This window comes from Streptomyces sp. NPDC014894, from assembly GCF_043080985.1.
Taxonomy (GTDB): Bacteria; Actinomycetota; Actinomycetes; order Streptomycetales; family Streptomycetaceae; genus Streptomyces.
Window position 1 is genome coordinate 1 of sequence record NZ_JBIBWD010000030.1, and the last position, 18,243, is coordinate 18,243.

At 73.6% G+C, this 18,243-nt stretch carries 17 protein-coding genes and 2 pseudogenes; 11 read left to right on the forward strand and 8 right to left on the reverse strand.

Annotated elements, in window-relative coordinates; genetic code table 11:
- Nucleotides 1-651: 651 nt before the first annotated feature.
- Both ACF089_RS35260 and ACF089_RS35265 read right to left on the reverse strand, forming a co-directional pair.
- Nucleotides 652-1,314 (reverse strand): HAD family hydrolase, encoded by a 663-nt coding sequence (locus tag ACF089_RS35260; RefSeq protein ID WP_392036134.1) that lies wholly within the window; start codon nt 1,312-1,314, stop codon nt 652-654.
- Between the two features lie 150 nt (nt 1,315-1,464).
- Nucleotides 1,465-2,013, reverse strand: coding sequence for a DUF1062 domain-containing protein (locus ACF089_RS35265; protein ID WP_392036137.1), 549 nt, complete (start codon nt 2,011-2,013; stop codon nt 1,465-1,467).
- Between the two features lie 385 nt (nt 2,014-2,398).
- Here ACF089_RS35265 and ACF089_RS35270 point away from each other — a divergent pair, with 385 nt between their 5' ends.
- A complete protein-coding gene (locus ACF089_RS35270; protein ID WP_392036140.1) occupies nt 2,399-3,094 on the forward strand; it encodes an ArsR/SmtB family transcription factor in 696 nt (231 codons plus the stop codon).
- A 127-nt stretch (nt 3,095-3,221) separates the two neighbouring features.
- On the opposite strand, the gene ACF089_RS35275 is transcribed toward ACF089_RS35270, so the two are convergent.
- A complete protein-coding gene (locus ACF089_RS35275; protein WP_392036143.1) occupies nt 3,222-3,695 on the reverse strand; it encodes an NUDIX hydrolase in 474 nt (157 codons plus the stop codon).
- Between the two features lie 40 nt (nt 3,696-3,735).
- On the opposite strand from ACF089_RS35275, the gene ACF089_RS35280 reads away from it, so the two are divergent.
- The 3 genes from ACF089_RS35280 to ACF089_RS35290 all read left to right on the forward strand — a co-directional run bounded on the left by ACF089_RS35280 (nt 3,736) and on the right by ACF089_RS35290 (nt 4,727).
- Nucleotides 3,736-4,116, forward strand: a complete 381-nt coding sequence (locus ACF089_RS35280; RefSeq protein ID WP_392036146.1) for a signal peptidase I — start codon at nt 3,736-3,738, stop codon at nt 4,114-4,116.
- A 144-nt stretch (nt 4,117-4,260) separates the two neighbouring features.
- Complete coding sequence (locus tag ACF089_RS35285; protein WP_392036148.1) at nt 4,261-4,422, forward strand: hypothetical protein; 162 nt, start codon at nt 4,261-4,263, stop codon at nt 4,420-4,422.
- 11 nt (nt 4,423-4,433) lie between these two features.
- Nucleotides 4,434-4,727: a hypothetical protein gene (locus ACF089_RS35290; protein ID WP_392036150.1), complete on the forward strand. Its 294-nt coding sequence runs from the start codon at nt 4,434-4,436 to the stop codon at nt 4,725-4,727.
- Between the two features lie 184 nt (nt 4,728-4,911).
- Here ACF089_RS35290 and ACF089_RS35295 read toward each other — a convergent pair whose 3' ends face one another.
- The 4 genes from ACF089_RS35295 to fabG all read right to left on the reverse strand — a co-directional run bounded on the left by ACF089_RS35295 (nt 4,912) and on the right by fabG (nt 10,788).
- Nucleotides 4,912-6,102, reverse strand: a complete 1,191-nt coding sequence (locus ACF089_RS35295; RefSeq protein ID WP_392036153.1) for an alpha/beta hydrolase family protein — start codon at nt 6,100-6,102, stop codon at nt 4,912-4,914.
- Between the two features lie 175 nt (nt 6,103-6,277).
- Complete coding sequence (locus tag ACF089_RS35300; protein ID WP_392036156.1) at nt 6,278-6,751, reverse strand: GNAT family N-acetyltransferase; 474 nt, start codon at nt 6,749-6,751, stop codon at nt 6,278-6,280.
- A gap of 306 nt (nt 6,752-7,057) precedes the next feature.
- Nucleotides 7,058-9,715 (reverse strand): alanine--tRNA ligase, encoded by a 2,658-nt coding sequence (alaS, locus tag ACF089_RS35305; RefSeq protein WP_392036159.1) that lies wholly within the window; start codon nt 9,713-9,715, stop codon nt 7,058-7,060.
- A gap of 281 nt (nt 9,716-9,996) precedes the next feature.
- Entirely contained in the window at nt 9,997-10,788 is a 792-nt protein-coding gene (gene fabG, locus ACF089_RS35310) for a 3-oxoacyl-ACP reductase FabG (RefSeq protein WP_392036162.1), read from the reverse strand.
- Between the two features lie 634 nt (nt 10,789-11,422).
- Here fabG and ACF089_RS35315 point away from each other — a divergent pair.
- A complete protein-coding gene (locus tag ACF089_RS35315; protein ID WP_392036164.1) occupies nt 11,423-11,992 on the forward strand; it encodes an NADPH-dependent FMN reductase in 570 nt (189 codons plus the stop codon).
- Nucleotides 11,993-12,084: 92 nt separating this feature from the next.
- Entirely contained in the window at nt 12,085-12,747 is a 663-nt protein-coding gene (locus ACF089_RS35320) for a hemerythrin domain-containing protein (RefSeq protein WP_392036167.1), read from the forward strand.
- A gap of 452 nt (nt 12,748-13,199) precedes the next feature.
- Here ACF089_RS35320 and ACF089_RS35325 read toward each other — a convergent pair whose 3' ends face one another.
- A complete protein-coding gene (locus ACF089_RS35325) occupies nt 13,200-13,472 on the reverse strand; it encodes a metal-sensitive transcriptional regulator (RefSeq protein WP_392036210.1) in 273 nt (90 codons plus the stop codon).
- 359 nt (nt 13,473-13,831) lie between these two features.
- On the opposite strand from ACF089_RS35325, the gene ACF089_RS35330 reads away from it, so the two are divergent.
- From ACF089_RS35330 to ACF089_RS35350, 5 genes and pseudogenes are all read left to right on the forward strand, one after another.
- Nucleotides 13,832-15,205, forward strand: coding sequence for a rhodanese-like domain-containing protein (locus ACF089_RS35330; RefSeq protein WP_392036170.1), 1,374 nt, complete (start codon nt 13,832-13,834; stop codon nt 15,203-15,205).
- A pseudogene (locus ACF089_RS35335) lies at nt 15,202-15,621 on the forward strand (sulfite exporter TauE/SafE family protein); the annotation flags it as partial. The gene ACF089_RS35330 and the pseudogene ACF089_RS35335, both read left to right, overlap by 4 nt.
- 249 nt (nt 15,622-15,870) lie before the next feature.
- Nucleotides 15,871-16,248 (forward strand): annotated as a pseudogene (locus ACF089_RS35340) (TSUP family transporter); the annotation flags it as partial.
- A gap of 147 nt (nt 16,249-16,395) precedes the next feature.
- Nucleotides 16,396-16,971 carry a rhodanese-like domain-containing protein gene (locus ACF089_RS35345; protein ID WP_392036173.1) on the forward strand — a complete coding sequence of 192 codons (576 nt, stop codon included), beginning with the start codon at nt 16,396-16,398 and terminating at the stop codon, nt 16,969-16,971.
- 232 nt (nt 16,972-17,203) lie between these two features.
- Nucleotides 17,204-18,241 (forward strand): NlpC/P60 family protein, encoded by a 1,038-nt coding sequence (locus ACF089_RS35350; RefSeq protein ID WP_392036175.1) that lies wholly within the window; start codon nt 17,204-17,206, stop codon nt 18,239-18,241.
- Nucleotides 18,242-18,243: the final 2 nt, after the last annotated feature.

The following is an 18,243-nucleotide window of genomic DNA, read 5'->3' on the forward strand; positions in this document are numbered from 1 at the left end:
ATCGCGGCGGAGAGCACGCCGAGGAGGGTCAGCCGGGCGGCCGACTCCAGCGGGGCGGTGAGCCGCTCGGCCAGCTCGCGGGCTTCGTCGCCTCCCGCTTCGGCGGCCACCGCGAGTTCGCGGCGGAGGGTGTCGACATACGGCGTGAGGTCCATGACGCCATCATGGCACCACAATGGCGTCACAGGCAAGCCCGAAGGTGCGAAGGATGGCACCAGGCGAGGTTTCCGGCCGCCACGAGGATGCATAACCGCAGGTCAGTTGCGCTTATCCGGGCAGTGACGCCACGGTGATGAGAGAGTGGCATCACCTGACGCCATGCGGAGCCAGGCCGCGCTACCTCTTGCTGTACGGGGATCAGGCGCTCGGCGCTCACACCATCCACGCCGTCATCCACCGCGCCGCTTCGGCTTCGGCTTCGGCTTCGGCTTCGGCTTCGGCTTCGGCTTCGGGCAGGGCGTGCGCCAGGCACCCCGGCCGCCCCCCTCACCCGGCCCGCCGGGCCGAACGGCCGCCCGAAGGACGCCGGAAGCGGAGTCCCCTGCGGGAAGCGGTGACGGTGGGGCGGCGGGGCGAAGGGATGCCCGACACGGCACCGTACGAGATACGGCGAGCGCGCGGTCCGCTACGGGCCGGCCCTCCCCGCAGTGGTCAGCGAGCGGCTGTGACCAGGCGGCTCAGGGCGGGGAGCACGGCTCGCAGATCCCCGCCGTCCACCGCGACCGTCGCCGCCGCGCGGGCTCCCGCCGAGGCGTTGAACGCCACGCTCAGCCCGACCGAGGCGAACAGAGGCAGATCGGAGCGGCTGTCCCCGACGGCCCCGCAGGAGTGGGGAGCCAACCCCAGCTCCCGGGCCCGCGCGAGGGCGAAATCCCGTTTGTCGTACTCGTCGAAGTGGCGGGCGACACGGCCCGTGAAGCGACGGCCGTCGGTCTCCGGGCGGGGTCCGCAGTACGCGTGGAAGCCGAAGCGGTCGGTCAGATACGCGCCGACCGGCGACCAGGCGAGCGTCGCCAGCACAGGCGCCAGCCCATTCCGCCGGCACCAGGCCACGGTCTCCGTGATGCCCGCGACCAGCGGAAGCCCGTCGAGCCAGCCCGATACGCGTTCCTCCGGAACGCCCGCCCAGCCCTTGGCGTCCAGCTCGGACACCTGCCGGTTGTCCAGCTCACCGGCGGCGTAGGCGTCCTCCGCCCCGGCCAGCTCGTCCCGATGGCCGAGGAAGCCGGCCAGGAAGACCGACGAACTGGTACCGGGGACGAGCGTGCCGTCGACATCGAAGAACACAGCGCCCGCGTGACCTGATGAGAACACCGCCCAAGGATCTCACCACCCCACGGGGAGACCGCGTCGCGGGCCCCTCGCACCCCCGGACCACGCCCGGGATCCGGGGCCTGGGGCGGCCGGGGCCGGTCCGGCGGGTCCCGCCGGACCGGCCCCTGACCACCTGATTCACCGGCGGGTTCAGCGCTTGAGCGTGAAGGTGAAGTCGCCGGAGAGCCTGCCGGTCAGCCGGACCGCCGAGACGAGATTCCCGTCCGTGAGCAGCCGCTCGACCTCGGCCCTCGCCAGACCGCAGCCTTCGGCGATCAGCCGCACCGGGCGGACGGGGATCCGCGCGGCGAAGCGGACCGTGACGTCGATCGCCTCATGGTCCGGGTGATCCGATCCGTCCGTGTCGAGACGCCAGGCGCCGTCCCAGTCGAGCGCGACGCGATTGCGGCGGCGCACCACCGGATCCTGGAGCAGCTCAGCCGCCAGACCGACGTCGTTGGCATGCAGCCGGTCCAGCAGCTCAGGCCGTACGGAGCGCACGTTCACCCGCTCCAGGACGGTGAGCTTCGCGGTCTCCCCGCAGACCGTGCAGAGCACGAGGAGCCAGGCGTCGAGGAGCTTGTGGTGTGCGTTGACGCGAAATTTTCCGTTCGCCCGGAACCGTTCGGACGCGCACGTGTGGCAGCGGCGCAGAACGAGGGGAAGGCGAGTGGGCACGACGGCCCAGTTCTTGAGCACAGAAGTACACCGGTTTCAGTGAGAAATCCGCAGCAGGAAAGAGCACGGCGCACAGGTGCGACGCGCGACGATTCAGCGCTCGGGAGGACTCACAGGGTGTACAACGGCACGCCTTTCCCAGACGACTTGGTGCGGCAGCACGGTAGCGGGGTACGGCGGCCCCGCTCCACCGATTTTCCTCACCGCCTCACCGCCGGCTTCCGCCCGGCGGATCACGGACGGAGCCCGGCAGACCGACCGTCCGCAGGGGCCGCTCGGGCGGTGAGGGCTGTGAGGGCGGTGCGTACGGGTGTGGACGGGTGCGGCAGGCGGGCGGGCTCACGGCCGTACCGGGACCCGGGACGCTTCGGCGGCGGCCGAAGCGTCGTCGTCGTACGCTTCTCCCGTGAACAGGGACCGGGACTTCACGAAGGTGGGCAGGGCGCTGGCCGCGCCCGCGCGTTCGGTGTTCCTGAATCTGCTGATGGACGGCGGCGGACGCCCGGCCGGTGAGCTGGCCAGGGCGGCCGGGGTGAGCGCCTCGACCGCTTCGGAGCATCTGCGGGTGCTCGTCGACGCCGGGCTGGTGACGTGCGAGGCGCGCGGGCGCAGCCGCCACTACGCGCTCGCGGGCCCTCGGGTGGCCACCGCCCTGGAGGCGCTCGGCGTCCTGGGCGACCCGACGCCCGTATCCGGGTATCGGCACGGTCGTCAGGCGCGGAATCTGGCCCTGGCGCGGTTCTGCTACGACCACCTCGCCGGGCGGCTCGGCGTAGCGCTGACGGACGCCTGGACCCGCGAGGGATGGCTGACCGACGGCGATGCGCTCGCCCTCACCGACGCCGGCGCGGACGGGCTGCGGGCGGCCGGGGTGGACGTCGACGGCGCGATCCGGGCCCGCCGCCCCACGACCCGCGCCTGTCTGGACTGGACGGAACGGCGCGCGCATCTGGCGGGCGCCCTGGGCGCGGCGGTCGGCGACCGGTTCCTCCGGGCCGGGTGGGTCGTGCGGCACCTCTCCGGGCGGGGCCTGTCCGTCACCGGGAGCGGACGCGAACTCATCGGCGGGAGCTGGGGAATCGACCTGGACGCCCGGTCCTGACCGAAGCGGAGCGGACCGTACCGCCTGGGGCCCTGCCGCCCGGGGCCGGACCGTACGCCGGAAGCGGACCGGACCGTTGCGGGGTGCACCCCTCGAAACCCCGGACGAGCAGCTGTCGACAGCGGCCTCAGTGCTGGATCAGCCCGCCGACCGGGACGGGAGCGACGTGGCCGGTCGGCGGAAGGCTCTCCGCCAGGGCGACGCCGATGTCGACCAGTGACGACCGGCGCAGACGGGCGACGTCGGGAAGCGGGGTCCAGACCGACTCGGCGATCTCGCCGTTCGGCTCGGGCCGGAGCCGGCCGCCGGTGACGCGGACCAGGTAGAACACGCCGACGTTCTGGTGCTCGGGTCCGCCGGGGACGGCCCGTTCCGCCGTGGGAACGACCCTGGAGTCCACCCCGAGCAGACGCTCGACCACCGCCTCGCAGCCGGTCTCCTCGGCGACCTCCCGGACCACCGCGTCGAACGGATCCTCCGCGTGCTCGACCCGGCCGCCCGGCAGGGTCCAGTTGGTCCCGCCCGTCGGCGGCACATGGCGGGCCAGCAGCACCCGTCCGCCCTCGATGCACACGGCGTACGCCGCCAGCCGGAAGCTCATTCGCGAGACGCTACCCCAGACGGCTGTTACGTTCGGGCGCGTGGACGACAGCGTGTACGCGGGGAACGCGGGCGAGGACGCGGCACTGGACCGAGGATGGCTCCTCGGCCATTTCAAGGAGCCCGGCGATCCGCGCCGGAGCGACTCCGTCGAGATCAAGTGGGGTGTCCACCCGCGCGGCGACGAACGCGCGCGATGGGTGCGGGGCGAGGAGCGCAGGACCCTCCTCGTACTGATCAGCGGCCGCTTCCGGGTCGCGTTCCCCGGCCGGGGCGTTCTGCTGAAGGACCAGGGCGATTACGTGGTCTGGGGCCGCGGGGTCGACCACTCGTGGGTGGCGGAGGAGGAGTCGGTGGTGCTGACCGTGCGCCGGCCCTCCGTACCCGGGTACGCGGCGCCGCACGAGGAGGAGGGCGGGTAGCTCGCGGGAGCGGGCGCTCGTCCGCCGGTTCCCCCGTACGACGCGAAGCCCGATCGAACCCTTCGCGCGTCCGCGGGCCACCCGATCGGGGCCCATCCCTCCCAACCGCGTGACGCCGTCGCCGAGGATCGCCATCCTGGGCTGATGAGTGACGACTCCCGAGTCTGCGGGGCCTGCGACGGCACAGGGCTCACCGAGCATCAGAAGCACACGGTGGAGACCGCGCAGGACGGCGCGCAGACCGTGGTCGTCACCCGCTGGACCGGTGCGTGCAGCGGCTGCGCCGGTACCGGATCCCTCACCTAGGAGGACTGCCCATGCGCACGATCTACGTCTGTCTCGGCTGCGCGGCCCACTATCTGCCGCCCGTGCCCATGACCTATCCGGCGCTGGGCCTCACGGCGAGTCCGGTCCACTGCGGGGCCCCCGCCTGCCGTTCCGCCGTGGCTCCGATGATGGCAGGGGTGGGCGTGCCGGTGGAGACGGTGGCGCGGTGGACCCGGCGGGCGGCCGGGCTGGACGGGGCCCGGCGGTCCCCGCGGCCGGGGCGGCGGGCGCGCGGCCGCCGGGCGGGGGCCGCGCCGAGGTCGGCCCGGAGCAAGCTGCTGTAGCCGGGCGGACGGACGGAGCCCCCCGTTCGGGAGGCTCCGCGCCGGGCCGAAGGACCGGATCACCGAGGCGCGCGAGGCGCGAACGCGCCGTACCCCGTGAGCCGTCCGCCATGAGCCGCGAGCCGCGAGTGACGGGGATCAGGCCGGTGCGCGGGCCCGCCCGGCCGTCCGCCGGCGCTCCCGGTCAGGGGTTGTGGAACTTCACCTCGGGATTGGCCGCGGTCGGCCCCGACAGCAGCGGCTGCGGCTCGCCGCGCAGATGCTGGTCGAAGAAGGCGGCGACATAGTCGCGGGTGACGGCGACCGCGCGCGTCGCGGGCAGCGGCGGCTCCGGCAGCCCGAAGTGGTGGGAGATGAGCGGCCCGTCGGAAAAGGTGAAGTGATCCGATCCGGCGACCGTCAGCCAGCGCTTCCAGCCGTCCAGAGTGGGCCACATCCGGTCCCAGGTGGTGTCCTTGCCGCCCGGCCGGTGGATGTCGTCGTCGGTGCCGAGCATCATGAACGGCCGTCCGCGCAGCCCTTCGGCGGGCAGCTCCTCCCAGAAGCTGCCGTCCATGTTGACGCCCGCGTCCACCCGCCGGTCCCGGGCCATCGCCGTGGCGGCGCTCGCCCCGCCGATGGAGTGGCCGGCCATGCCCACCCGCTTCCCGTCGATCACGCCCGCGTGCCGCCAGACCGGGTTCTTCCCGGTCAGCCGGTCCAGGACGTACGACACGTCCGCGGCGCGGGTCGCCGTCACGACGGACCCCTTCGTCCAGTCCGACTCCAGCACCGGACAGGCGGCACAGGTCAGCGTCCGGCCGCCGGGCAGCGAGATGCCGTAGGACTCGTACGCGTGGTCGAGCGAGGCGACGACGTACCCTCGGCTCGCGAGGTCCTCCGCGAGGTTCGTCTGGGTGTACCGGGACACGGTGAAGCCCGGGGAGAGGATGACGAGAGGGTGCTTGCCCTTCGCCGGGCGGGCTCCGACCAGGCCGTGGGTGCGGGTGGCGCTCAGCCTCTCCGCGGGGACGAGCGCTTCGATGCCCTGTCCCTTCGCCAGCAGCGCGGCCTCCTCGACCGTGGAGTACCGCGCGGTGCGGCCGTCCCCCGCCCGCGCCGCCGGATAGTGGAGCGTGACCATCAGCTCCCGGCCGTCGGCGGTCGGCGTCCAGGGATCGGTACGGGAGCGGTCGACGAGGTGCTTCGTCGACCGGCCGACGGCGTACGGGCCGGTGGGGCGCGGCAGTTGGAGCGTGTCGGCCGGTACGGCCGCGGCCGCCGGCTGTACGGTGGCCGCCGGCCGCTCCGGGGCGGCGACGGCCGTCCCGGCGAGCGGTAGCGCGAGGGCGAGACTGAGTGCGGCGGCCGTGGCCGCGCGGGCGAGTTCTGCCATGCCGAAGACGCTAGGCGACTCCCGCGCTGGGCGCGTCAGACCTCGGTCGTACGCCGTATCCGTCTCTGGGACGGCCGCGCAACTCGCCTTATTCACCTGTGGGTTGACGCCATACGGCGCTGATCGTCGCGTCCGCCGGTCCGGGCGGGGCGGCGGCGTCCGCGAGCGCGGGGCGTCAGGGGGCGATCGGCCGTTCCAGCAGTTCCGGCGACGGCTGGAAGCCGGAGCGCCGGTAGAGGGGCGCGCTGCGTTCGGACGGCCAGACGATGAGCGTGTCGAGCGGCGTACGGCGGGAGTGCCGGTGCAGTGCTTCCAGCAGCGCCGTGCCCACTCCCTTGTTCCGCCGGGAGGGCGTGACGAAGAAGTTGGTCACATAGCCGAGGGGGGCGGGGTCGGCGTACGGCTCCGGCATCCGCTCCACCGGGCAGAGGAAGACATGGCCGACGATCTCCGCGTCGGTCTCGGCGACCCAGGCGAACCAGTGTCCGGCGGCGAGGCGGTCGCGGATCCAGCGCTCGGCCTCCTCCGGGGGCCGGGCGGCGGCCGGCGGCCGCCCCTCGTGGTCCTCCTCCTTGAACTCCCAGCGCAGTCGGGCCAGGGCCCGCGCGTCGGCGGGCCGGGCGGGACGGATGACGATGTCGGTGGTCATGGGGTGAGTCTCGCGCCCGCGCGGGTGGTGAGGTGAGCGAATTTCCTCCGCGCCGGTCGCGGCCGTACGCCGCAGCCGGCGCAGCCGGGCGCGGAGGCGCGGGAAGGCGCGGGACGGGCGGCGTACAGCGACATCCGGCGGCGGGGCGCACAGGTCGAGGACCGGTGACCAGGCCGGGCCCGCGCGTCGAGCGGGCCCGGCCGGTCAGCCGGTCAGCCGGTCAGCCGGTCAGCCGGTCAGCCGGTCAATGGTCGGCAATCGGCTTCGGCAGTCGGCGCGCTGACGACAGGTCAGCGACCGGGAGCGTCAGCCGTCGGCGAGCAGACGGGCGGCTTTCTGGGCGGCGAGGTCCAGGGCCCGGGCGAGGTGTTCGGGTCGGCGTCCCCCGGCCCCGGCGACGGGGCCTCGGCCTCCGGAGCCGCCGCCGACGGCACGGGCCGCCTCGGCGAGGATCCCGGCGGCCTCGGCCCCGCCCCGGTGCAGGTCGTCCGAGACCGCGGCGGCGAGGAGGGCCTTGCCGTCGTGTTCGGATCCCAGGACCACGACGGCCGGCCCTCGGCCGAGCCGCGCGAGGGCGTCGGAGGCGAGACCGCGCAGTTCGTCCGGGGCGATCCCGCTGACCCGCTGGACGACCAGTCGCCCGTGCCCGGCGGGCAGGGCGTGGCCGGCCAGCAGCGCGGCCTGCTCGCGCAGCTCCTCGTCCCGGAGCCGGGACAGCTGCCGCTGGGCGGCGGCCAGGGCGTCCAGGCGCTTGCGCAGGACGCCGGGGGCCTCGGCCGGACGGGCGCCGAGCAGGCCGGCGAGTTCGTTCAGCAGCCGCCGCTCGGTGTCGAGGTGACGGAGCGCGCCATGCCCGGTGAGCGCCTCGACCCGGCGGAGGTTGGAGCCGATGGACGACTCGCCCAGCAGCCGGAACGAGCCGACCTGGGAGCCGTGGGCGACATGGGTGCCGCCGCAGAGTTCACGGGAGAAGTCGCCGATGTCGACGATGCGGACGGTGTCCCCGTACTTCTCCCCGAACAGCGCGATCGCTCCGGCGGCCTCGGCCTCGGCGCGGTCGGCGTACCAGGCCCGTACGGCCGGATCGTCCAGGACGTGACCGTTGACGGCCGACTCGATCGCGGTGATCTGGTCGGGGGTGAGGGCGGCGAAGTGGGCGAAGTCGAAGCGGAGCCGGTCGGGCTCGACGAGGGAGCCCTGCTGGCGGGCGTGTTCGCCGAGGGTGGCCATGACGACGGCGTGCAGGATGTGGGTGGCGGAGTGCGAGCGCGTCAGCCCCTCGCGCCGCAGGGCGTCCACCCGGGCCTCGCCGACCGCGCCGGTGCGGAGTTCGCCCGTGCGGACCCGGGCGGAGTGGATCCGGAAGCCCTCCAGGCCGTAACGGGTGTCCGTGATCTCCAGTACGGTGCCGTCGCCCATGGTCAGGATGCCGGTGTCGCCGATCTGCCCGCCGGCCTCGGCGTAGAACGGCGAGCGGTCCAGGACGAGTTCGACCTCCGCGCCCTCGGCGGCGGCGGCCTCGGCGACGCCGTCGGAGAGCAGAGCGGTCACCGTGGACTCGGCGGTCAGCCGGTCGTAGCCGACGAACTCGGTGCGGGGCAGCCGGGCGGCCAGCTCGCGATAGACGTCCAGCTTCTTGAGGGCTTCGGCGGTCCTGGCCTTCCCTCCCGCCTTGGCGCGCCTGCGCTGCTCGTCGAGCAGGGCGGCGAAGCGGTCCTCGTCGACGGTCAGCCCGGCGTCGCGGGCGGCCTCGACGGTCAGCTCCACGGGGAAGCCGTAGGTGTCGGCGAGTTCGAAGGCCGTCTCGCCGGCCAGGGCGGCGGACCCGCCGTCGCGGGTACGGCTGATCGCGGCGTCCAGCAGCCGGGTGCCCTGGGCCAGGGTGCGGGTGAAGGACTCCTCCTCGGCGGTGACGACCTGCTCGATCAGGGCGGCCCGCGCGGTCAGCTCGGGCCAGGCGTCGCCCAGGTTGGCGATCACGCTGGCGGTCGCGGCGGGCAGGACCGGGCCGCTGATCCCGAGGAGGCGGGCGTGGCGGATCGCCCGGCGCATCAGCCGGCGCAGGACGTAGCCGCGGCCGTCCTTCGCGGGCAGCAGGCCGTCGGCGATGAGGAAGGCGGCGGAGCGGGCGTGCTCGGCGACGACCTGGAAGGACACCTTCTCCTCGCCCTCGCCGGGGTACTCCCGCCCGGCCAGCTCCTGGACCGTGGTGAGGGTGGGCAGCAGGAGGTCGGTGGTGCAGACGTTCTCGGCGTCCTGGAGGATCGCGGCGAGCCGGTCCAGGCCGAGGCCGGTGTCGATGTTCCTCCCGGGCAGTTCGCCCACGATGGGGTAGTCCTTCTTGGCCGGGCCCTCGCCCCGCAGGGTCTGCATGAAGACCAGGTTCCACAGCTCGATGTAGCGCTCGCCGTCGACGGCGGGGCCGCCTTCCCGCCCGAAGGCGGGTCCGCGGTCGTAGGAGATCTCGGAGGACGGGCCGCTGGGGCCGGGGACGCCCATGGACCAGTAGTTGTCCTCCATTCCGAGCCGCTGGATCCGGCTCGCGGGGACGCCGATACGACGCCAGATGCGCTCGGCCTCGTCATCGTCCTCGAAGACGGTGATCCAGAGCCGTTCCTTCTCCAGCCCGTAGCCCCGGGTCATGAGTTCCCAGGCGAAGGCGACGGCGTCTTCCTTGAAGTAGTCGCCGAAGGAGAAGTTGCCCATCATCTCGAAGAACGTCGCGTGCCGATGGGTACGGCCGACATTCTCGATGTCGCTGGTGCGGGCGCATTTCTGAATGCTGGTGGCACGGGTGAAGGGCGGGGCGGTCTCGCCGAGGAGATAGGGCTTGAACTGGTTCATCCCGGCGTTCGTCAGCAGCAGGGTGGGATCGTCCGGGATCAGCGGGCTGGACGGGACGGGCTGATGGTCGCGGGAGACGAAGAAGTCGGTGAACGTCTCGCGGATCTGCGTCGAGCGCATGGCGGCACGGCCTCACGGAAGGAGTGGCGGAAGGTGGGGGGTGAATCACACGCCGAGCCGGGCCGAGAACAGGGACTGAGAAGGCTCTCAGTTCTCCGGCTCGACGCAGATAGCTCGCGCCCCCACGGTGTGCACCATGACTCCAGTTCCATCGATCGCATCGCATCGCCGACGCGGCGGGCCCGACCCTGTCGTGGCACGGGAAGGGTCCGTCGCACCACCGAGTGTAGCCAGTCCGGCCCCGGGGCGCGGGTCGGGCCCGCGCCCGGGCCCCGGCCCGGTCAGGCGAGCGGCGGAGCCATGGCGTCCAGGCACTCGGGCAGGGTCTGGCCGCCGTCCACGGTGAGGGTCTGACCGGTGATGAACGCGGCCTCGTCGGAGGCCAGGAAGAGCACCGCGTGCGCGATGTCCGCGGTCTCGCCCAGCCGGCCCAGCGGGATCGAGGCCCGCATACCGCTCAGATACTCCTCCCCCAGCCCGACCAGGCCCTCGGTGCGCACATTGCCGGGCAGGACGGCGTTGACGGTGATGCCGTGCGGAGCCAGCTCCAGGGCGGCCCCGCGCAGAAAGCCCACCTGGCCCGCCTTGCTCGCCCCGTAGTGGGACCAGCCCGCGTAGCCGGTGGTGGGGCCGGTGATCGAGGAGGTCAGGACGATCCGGCCGCGGCCGGCGCGCTCCATCGCCGGCAGACAGGCGCGGACGGCGAGGATGCTGCCCCGGAGATTGACGTCGAGCACCTCGTCCACATCGTCGGCGGTCATCTCGCGCAGCGGCTTCTCCGGGAAGATCCCCGCGTTGGCGCAGAGCACGTCGACGGCCCCGTGCCGGCGTACGGCCTCGGCCGCCATCCCCTCGATCGCCTCGGGACTCCGCAGATCCACGCCCATCCCGGCCACCCGTCCCCCGGTCTCCCGGGCGAGCCCCTCGGCGACCTCGCGAGCGGCCTCCCCGTCCCGCCCGGTGAGCAGCACGGCCGCACCCTGACGCGCGAAGAGTTCGGCGATCCCGAGTCCGATGCCGCGCGTCCCGCCCGTCACGACGACGGACCGGTTCTCCCAGTGTGTGAACGTCATACGCGCTGCTCCGTGTTCTCCGTGGTCCCGAGCCGGCCACTCGGCCGACCGCGGGGCACGCTAGCGAAGACGATCACCGCGGACGTACGGTCCGCGCCCGCGTGGCCGGTTCTCGACGATCAATGCCCTGCGGGTACGGGGGATTCCGCGCGGCGACCGGGTCACGGGGCCGGTGCGGAGGCTCGCGGGGGCGGGGCAGAGGCTCTCGGGGGCGGCGCGGCGGCAGGCGGGGACGGCGCGGCGGCAGGCGGGGGCCGATGCGGTGGTCCCGCGCGATTCCGGTTCCGGACCGGGCGGTCGATCCCGGCGGCCGTCCCCGTGTCGCCGTGACCGACGGCACACGGCGCGATGTCGTCCTGGACGACGGGCCCTCGGCATCACGGGCCGGGGCTCGGTGAACGGGCCGGTCACAGGGGGCCGGGCGGCTGGGGCGAGGGGTGCGGGCCCGGGCGCACCGCCTCCCGTGCCGCAGGATCCGCGGCCCCCGCGCCCGTACCCGGGAGCGGGAACTTCCTCCGCCCGGGAACAGAGCGGGACGCCCGCGACTTATAGTTGATTGCTCAACTAATTGGTCGGGCGACTCCGCTCGAGCGCATCCAGAGACTCGAGCGCATCCAGAGAAAAGGCAAGCAGTATGACCAAGATCGCGATCATCCTCGGCAGCGTCAGGCCCGGCCGCAACGGCGAGGCCGTGGCCCGGTGGGTGCTGGATCAGGCCCGCAAGCGGGGAGACGCCGAGTACGATCTCGTCGACCTGAAGGACGTGGCGCTGCCGCTCCTGGACGAGTCCGCCCCGCCGTCCTTCGGCCAGTACGCCAACGAGCACACCAAGGCGTGGGCGGCGACCGTGGACTCGTACGACGGATTCGTGCTCGTCACTCCCGAGTACAACCACTCCACCTCCGGCGCGCTGAAGAACGCGATCGACTACCTCTACACGGAGTGGAACAACAAGGCGGCCGGCTTCGTCGGCTACGGCAGCGTCGGCGGCGCGCGCGCCATCGAGCACCTGCGCGGAATCATGGCCGAGGTCCAGGTCGCGACCGTCCGCAACACGGTCATGCTCTCCCTCTTCACCGACTTCAAGGACTTCAGCACCTTCACCCCCGCCGATCTGCACCAGGACGCGGTCGACGCCATGCTCGACCAGGTCGTGGCCTGGAGCGACGCGCTCAAGCCCCTCCGCACCCCCGCCGGCCAGTAGGACCGGCTGCGCGACGGCCCGGCCTCCGCCCGTCCGGGGCGGGGCCCGGGCCGTCGCGAGTCGCCCACGGCCGTCCCAGCCCGAGGAATCCGATGACCAGAAGGAAGACCGGCGGCCGCGGGCGCGATCCGTACGCCAGGAGCGGGAGCGGGCCGGCCCCGACTCCCGCGCCGAAGAAAAGGCACAGCGCGAAGCGGGCGCTCCAGGAGTCCACCCGCCCCACCGCCCCGGCGGCGGCCCGGAACGCGGGCGCCGACCGCCGGGGCCGGGACGAGGCCCGGCATCTGATCGACGTGCACGATCACTACCGGCGAGAGCTGAGCCAGGTACGGGATCTGCTGCGCCAGGTCAGAAAGGGGAGCGCCACCGTGCCGCAGGCGCGCGGCCGGCTGAACGCCCTGGCCCTCGCCACCGCCGACGGCGGCTTCAGCGAGATCTGCCGTGCCCACTGCCGCTCCCTCACCGAGCACCACCGCACGGAGGACCGGAGCGTCTTCCCCCATCTGCGCCGCAGCGGGCGTGATCTCCAGCCCGTCCTCGACCGCCTGGAGGCGGAGCACCGGGTCATCCACACCCTGCTCACAGAAGTGGACCGCGCCCTGATCCACCTCGCCCGCAACCCCGGCGACCACGCGCCCGTCACCGCGGCGATCGACCTCCTCACCGACACCGTCCTCTCCCACTTCGCCTACGAGGAACGGGAACTGCTCGGACCTCTGGCCCGCTACGGGTTCTCCCGGGGCCGCCGGGGGTGAGCACCCGGGCACGACAGCGGGGGTACGAGGGGGTGGCCGCGCGGCGCGGGTACGGCGAGGGGGCGGCGTCGACGCGCGCACGTGCGGGCGGCCCTCCCCCGGCCACGCGCCCGGGCTGTCGCGCGTCACCCGGGACGCCCCCGCACCCCGCCCGGGGCGCCGGGCCCCCGGGGGCCGCTCGGCGGGCCTCGCGTCGCGGGCCGAGCGCGCACCCGGCCGTACGCCCCTGGCGAGGGAGACCGCTCCCGGTGACGGGGGCGGAGCCGACGCGGGCGGCGGCTTGCAGCGCCGGCCGTTTCCGCGGCCCCGGAAGGGCGGCGGCGGACGGGCGGACCGGGCAGTCCGCAGCGGCGCACTCCCCCGCCGCTCCCGGGGCGCGCCGGAGGTCCGCGCCGCACACGGCCGACACGGCGACCGGCGCGGCCGGTACGGCGACCGGCCGGTGCGGGCGGTCAGGCCAGGGTGAGGAAGAGCTTCTCCAGCTGCTCCTCGTCGATCTTGGGCTCGCCGCCCTCCTCGCGGGTGGTCATGCAGTCCCGCATCCGGGTGGCGATGATCTTGAAGCCGGCGCGGTCCAGCGCGCGGCTGACAGCGGCGAGCTGGGTCACGACATCACGGCAGTCGCGGCCCTCCTCGACCATGCCGATGACCGCGGCGAGCTGCCCCTGCGCGCGGCGCAGCCGGTTCAGCACGGCACGGGCCGAAGCCTGCTCGTCGGCCGTCATGACCGGCGCGCCCGCGTCGGCCCCGGCCACGGCTTCGGCCCCGGCCTCCTCGGCGGCCTGCCGGCTCGTCCCGTCCGTGGTCGCGGTCATGCCGTGGCCTCCTCGGCGAGCGTCTCCGGCGCGGCCGCGGCACGGACGAAACCGGCGCGGACTCGGACGCTGCGGTCGTATCCCATCTGCACCGCTCCTCACTTCTCGACGGTCTGAACGGTCTGAACGGTCTGAACGGTCTGAACGGTCTGAACGGTCCAGGCAACCGGGACCATCCGGGTGATACACCCCTCACTATACCCCCGGGGGTAATCTGTTACGGTCGAATTAATACCCCTGGGGGTACTCCGTCAGAGAGTGAGCAGCACGTGTTCTTCGTCGACACCATCGACATCGAGGGCCTGGGCAACCGGCACTACCTGGCCGGAGGGGCCCGGGCCGCGGTGGCCGTGGACCCGCCGCGCGACATCGACCAGGTGATCGCGGCGGCCGCCCGCAGGGGTGTGCGCATCACGCATGTCGTGGAGACGCACATCCACAACGACTATGTGACCGGCGGTCTGGAGCTGGCGCGGGTGACCGGCGCCGTCTACCTCGTACCGGCCGCCGCCCAGGTCTCCTTCGCGCGCGTCCCGGTCCACGACGGCGATGTGGTCGAGGTCGACGAGGGCCTCACCCTGCGGGCGCTGGCCACCCCCGGCCACACCCCGCACCACACCGCGTACGTCCTGCGGGAGAACGGCTCCCCGGTGGCCGCGTTCACCGGCGGGTCCCTGCTCATCGGCGGGGTGGGCCGCCCCGACCTGGTCGAGCCCCGGCTCACCGAGCAGCTCGCCCGCGCCCAGCACGCCTCGGCGCACCGGCTCGCCGACGAACTGCCCGACACCGCCTCCGTACTGCCCACCCACGGCTTCGGCAGCTTCTGCTCGTCCGGGCCGGCCGGCGGCGACAGCAGCACCATCGGCCGGGAGAAGGCGGTCAACGCCGCGCTGACCCAGGAGGTCGACGCCTTCGTCGCCGATCTGCTGGACGGACTGGAGGACGTGCCCGCGTACTACGCGCACATGGGGCCGGCCAACGCGGCCGGTCCGGACCCGGTCGATCTGACCCCGCCGGCCCGCGCCGACGCCGAGTCCATCGCCGGCCGGCTCGCGGCGGGCGAGTGGGTCGTCGATCTGCGCAACCGGGTCGCGTTCGCCGAGGGGCATGTCGCGGGCGCCTTCAACTTCGAGGCCGACGGCAAGATCGCCACCTATCTCGCCTGGATGATCCCGTGGGGCAAGCCCGTCACGCTCCTCGCCGAATCGCCCCGGCAGCTGGCCGAGGCCCAGCGCGAGCTGGTCCGGGTCGGCATCGACCGGCCCGCCGCCGCGGCCACCGGAGGCCCGGCCGACTGGCTGCGCCCCGGTGAGTCCCCGGCCTCGTTCCGCCGGGCGGTCTTCGCCGAGCTGGCCGGGGAGCTGACCGGTACGGGGCCGAAGCCGGTCGTCCTGGACGTGCGCCGGGACTCGGAGCGGGCCGGCGGACATATCGAGGGTTCGGTCCACATACCCGTGCACAGCCTGCACCGGCGGATCGACGAGGTGCCCGCGGGGACGGTCTGGGTGCACTGCGCTGGCGGCATGCGGGCCGGGATCGCGGCCTCGCTGCTGGACGCGGCAGGGCGTGACGTGGTCGCCGTCGACGACGGCTTCGACCGGGCCGCCGACGCGGGTCTGACCGTCCGGACCGCCGCCGTATGAGTGTGCTCGTCCTGGCTCTGGCGGCCGGGGCCGTGGTGGGTCTGGCCCTGGGCGGGCTCGGCGGCGGCGGAAGCGTGCTGGCCGTCCCCGCGCTGATCTATCTGCTGGGCTTCAGCCCGGTCGCCGCGACCACGGCCGCCCTGATCATCGTGGCCGCGACCTCGCTCACCTCGCTGCTGTCGCACGCCCGGGACGGGAGCGTCCGCTGGCGGGCCGGACTGCTGTTCGCCGCCGCGGGCATCGGGCCCGCCATGCTCGGCGGCCTCGCGGCCGGCCGCGTGCCCGCGTCGGTCCTGACCATCGCGTTCTCGGTGATCGCCGCGCTCGCTGCCTGGCGCATGCTCCGCCCGGGCCGGCCGGAGGCGGAGGCACGGACGCCGGGCGTGGAGGCGGCGGCGGGCCGGGAGACACCGGACCCGGCGGTATCCGACCCGGCCGCGCCGGGCCCTTCGGCGGACGCCCCTCGCGTACCGGGGCCCGTACAGGAACCGCCCGCGCAAGGCCCGCCCGTACAGGAACCGCCCGCGCAAGGCCCGCCCGTACAGGAACCGCCCGCGCAAGGCCCGCCCGTACAGGAACCGCCCGGACCGAGAGGCCCGTCGGCCTCCCCGCGGCCGTCGACGCCTCGCGGCCCTTCGACGCCCCGCCGGTCTCGCGCGGACCGGCCGGTGCGACCCGCGCGGGCGGCCGGGGCCGGGGCCGGGCTCGGGGCGCTCACCGGCGTACTCGGGGTGGGCGGAGGCTTCCTCGCCGTCCCCGCGCTGACCGGTGTGCTCGGTCTGCGGATGCGGGCCGCCGTCGGCACCAGCCTCCTGATCATCCTCGTCAACTCCCTCGCGGCGCTGACCGCCCGCACCGGCACCGCCGACGGTCTCGACTGGGCCGTCATCGCCCCCTTCACCGGGGCGGCGATCCTCGGCGCCTGGGACGGCAGACGTCTCGCCGCGAAACTCTCCGGCGACCGGCTGCGGCGACTCTTCGCCTACGTCCTGGCGGCCGTGGCCGCCCTCATGCTCCTCGACAGCCTCATCGGCCTCGTATGACGAACCGGCCGTCGCCCGATGAAGCGGCCCTCGGCCGAGCCGATGCGGCTCCCGGACCGAACCGAACCGCCCCACCGCCCCACCCCCGGGCGGACCGCTGACAGCGCGTACGCCCCGTTCCACCCACACGAAAGGCACGACCGCACCATGACCACGACCACGACCCTCACCGTCGACCTCGCCCGCGAGCGCCTCCACACTCTGACCGTCGTCGATGTCCGCACCCCCGGCGAGTACGCCGGCGGACATCTGCCCACCGCCCACAACATCCCCCTGGACGTGCTCGACCGGGCGCTGCCCGATCTGCGCGAGGCGGCGGAACGCGGTGAGCTGCTCATGGTCTGCGCCTCCGGCGCGCGTTCGCTGAACGCGTGTGCGCTGCTGGCCCGGGGCGGCGTCACGGCCGCGACCCTGGACGGCGGGACGGCTGCCTGGGCCGCCGCCGGCGGCGAACTGCGGCGGCCCGCCGCCGCCACCCGGTCCGCCTGGGCCATGGACCGTCAGGTCCGTTTCACCGCGGGCTCCCTCGTACTGCTCGGTCTGCTCCTCGCCCTGCTGATCCACCCGGCCTTCCAGCTGCTCTCCGCCGGAATCGCCGCCGGACTGGTCTTCTCCGCCCTCACCAACACCTGCGCGATGGCGGCGCTCCTCGGCAAGCTCCCCCACAACCGCACGAGCCGCGCCGACCTCGACACCACCCTCGCGGCCCTGCGCCGGAGCTGACCCGACAGCGCGGGGCGCGGCGCGAACGGACGCCGGTCGAGGAGAGCCGTCGGAGCAAAGAGGCCACCACAGTTGAAAGGAAACAACTAAGCGGCTTAGCATTGCGCTGCCTTCGAACAGTCGATCACCCGTCGGGGTGACCGCGGAGGCACCGCCACGTCAGCCCGCTCCCGGCGGACCGGGGCAGCAGGGTGCTCCTCGTCGGCGGCCGAGAGTGAAGGAGTTCGCCTCAGTGGCGTCCCATCGTCGTCCCAAGCCGCCCAACGCCGCGTACACCGCCGCTCTCACCGCGTCCGCGGCGGCGGCCGTCGCCGTATCGGCCCAGACCGCCTCCGCCGACCCGCTGCCGGACCCCACGAAGAAGGGCGTCCAGGCGCAGATCGACCGGCTGTACGAGGACGCCACCCAGGCGACCGAGAAGTACAACGGCGCGAAGGAGAAGGCGGACAAGCTGGAGAAGCAGGTCAAGGACCTCCAGGAGACCGCCGCCCGCAAGCAGGGCGATCTCAACGATCTGCGCGACCGCCTCGGCGTGATAGCCACCGCGCAGTACCGGAGCGGCGGGCTCGACCCCTCCATGCAGCTGCTGCTCTCCTCCGACCCCGACAAGTACCTCGACACGGCCTCCGCGCTCGACCGCCTCGGCGACCGGCAGACGACCGAGCTGAAGGAGTTCCAGTCGCAGCAGCGCGATCTCGCGCAGCAGCGGAAGCAGGCGGCGGAGAAGCTGGAGGATCTCGGCGACACCCGCACCGAGCTGGGTGCGAAGAAGCAGGAGATCCAGAGCAAGCTGGCCAAGGCCCAGAAGCTGCTCAACAGCCTCTCCGCCAAGGAGAAGGCCGAGATCGCCAAGAAGGAGGAGCGGGCGGACCGGTCCAGCGAGCGGGCGGAGCTGGGCAACGAGGCCAGCGCCACGCAGCGGGCGGCCTCGGCCTTCGAGGCGGCCAAGAGCCGGGTCGGTCTGCCGTATGTGTGGGGCGCGACCGGGCCCGGCTCCTTCGACTGCAGCGGGCTGACGTCCTGGGCGTTCAAGCAGGTGGACGTGTCCATTCCGCGCACCTCGCAGGCACAGGCCAACATCGGCACCCGGATCAACTCCCTCAGCGCGCTCAAGCCGGGTGACCTGATCATCATGCGGACCGATCTCAGCCATGTGGGGTTCTACGCCGGCAACGGCCAGATCCTCCACGCGCCCAAGCCCGGGGCCAAGGTGCGCTACGAGTCCATCGCGCGCAGCGGTATGCCGTTCATGTGGGGCGTCCGCATGTAGCG

Bases quoted from the DNA above. Each gene is read 5' to 3' on its own strand.
- ACF089_RS35275 (WP_392036143.1), bottom strand. From the start codon at position 3,695: ATGAGCTTCCGGCTGGCGGCGTACGCCGTGTGCATCGAGGGCGGACGG.
- ACF089_RS35285 (WP_392036148.1), top strand. From the start codon at position 4,261: ATGAGTGACGACTCCCGAGTCTGCGGGGCCTGCGACGGCACAGGGCTC.
- ACF089_RS35290 (WP_392036150.1), top strand. From the start codon at position 4,434: ATGCGCACGATCTACGTCTGTCTCGGCTGCGCGGCCCACTATCTGCCG.
- ACF089_RS35295 (WP_392036153.1), bottom strand. From the start codon at position 6,102: ATGGCAGAACTCGCCCGCGCGGCCACGGCCGCCGCACTCAGTCTCGCC.
- ACF089_RS35300 (WP_392036156.1), bottom strand. From the start codon at position 6,751: ATGACCACCGACATCGTCATCCGTCCCGCCCGGCCCGCCGACGCGCGG.
- alaS (WP_392036159.1), bottom strand. From the start codon at position 9,715: ATGCGCTCGACGCAGATCCGCGAGACGTTCACCGACTTCTTCGTCTCC.
- fabG (WP_392036162.1), bottom strand. From the start codon at position 10,788: ATGACGTTCACACACTGGGAGAACCGGTCCGTCGTCGTGACGGGCGGG.
- ACF089_RS35315 (WP_392036164.1), top strand. From the start codon at position 11,423: ATGACCAAGATCGCGATCATCCTCGGCAGCGTCAGGCCCGGCCGCAAC.
- ACF089_RS35320 (WP_392036167.1), top strand. From the start codon at position 12,085: ATGACCAGAAGGAAGACCGGCGGCCGCGGGCGCGATCCGTACGCCAGG.
- ACF089_RS35325 (WP_392036210.1), bottom strand. From the start codon at position 13,472: ATGACGGCCGACGAGCAGGCTTCGGCCCGTGCCGTGCTGAACCGGCTG.
- ACF089_RS35345 (WP_392036173.1), top strand. From the start codon at position 16,396: ATGACCACGACCACGACCCTCACCGTCGACCTCGCCCGCGAGCGCCTC.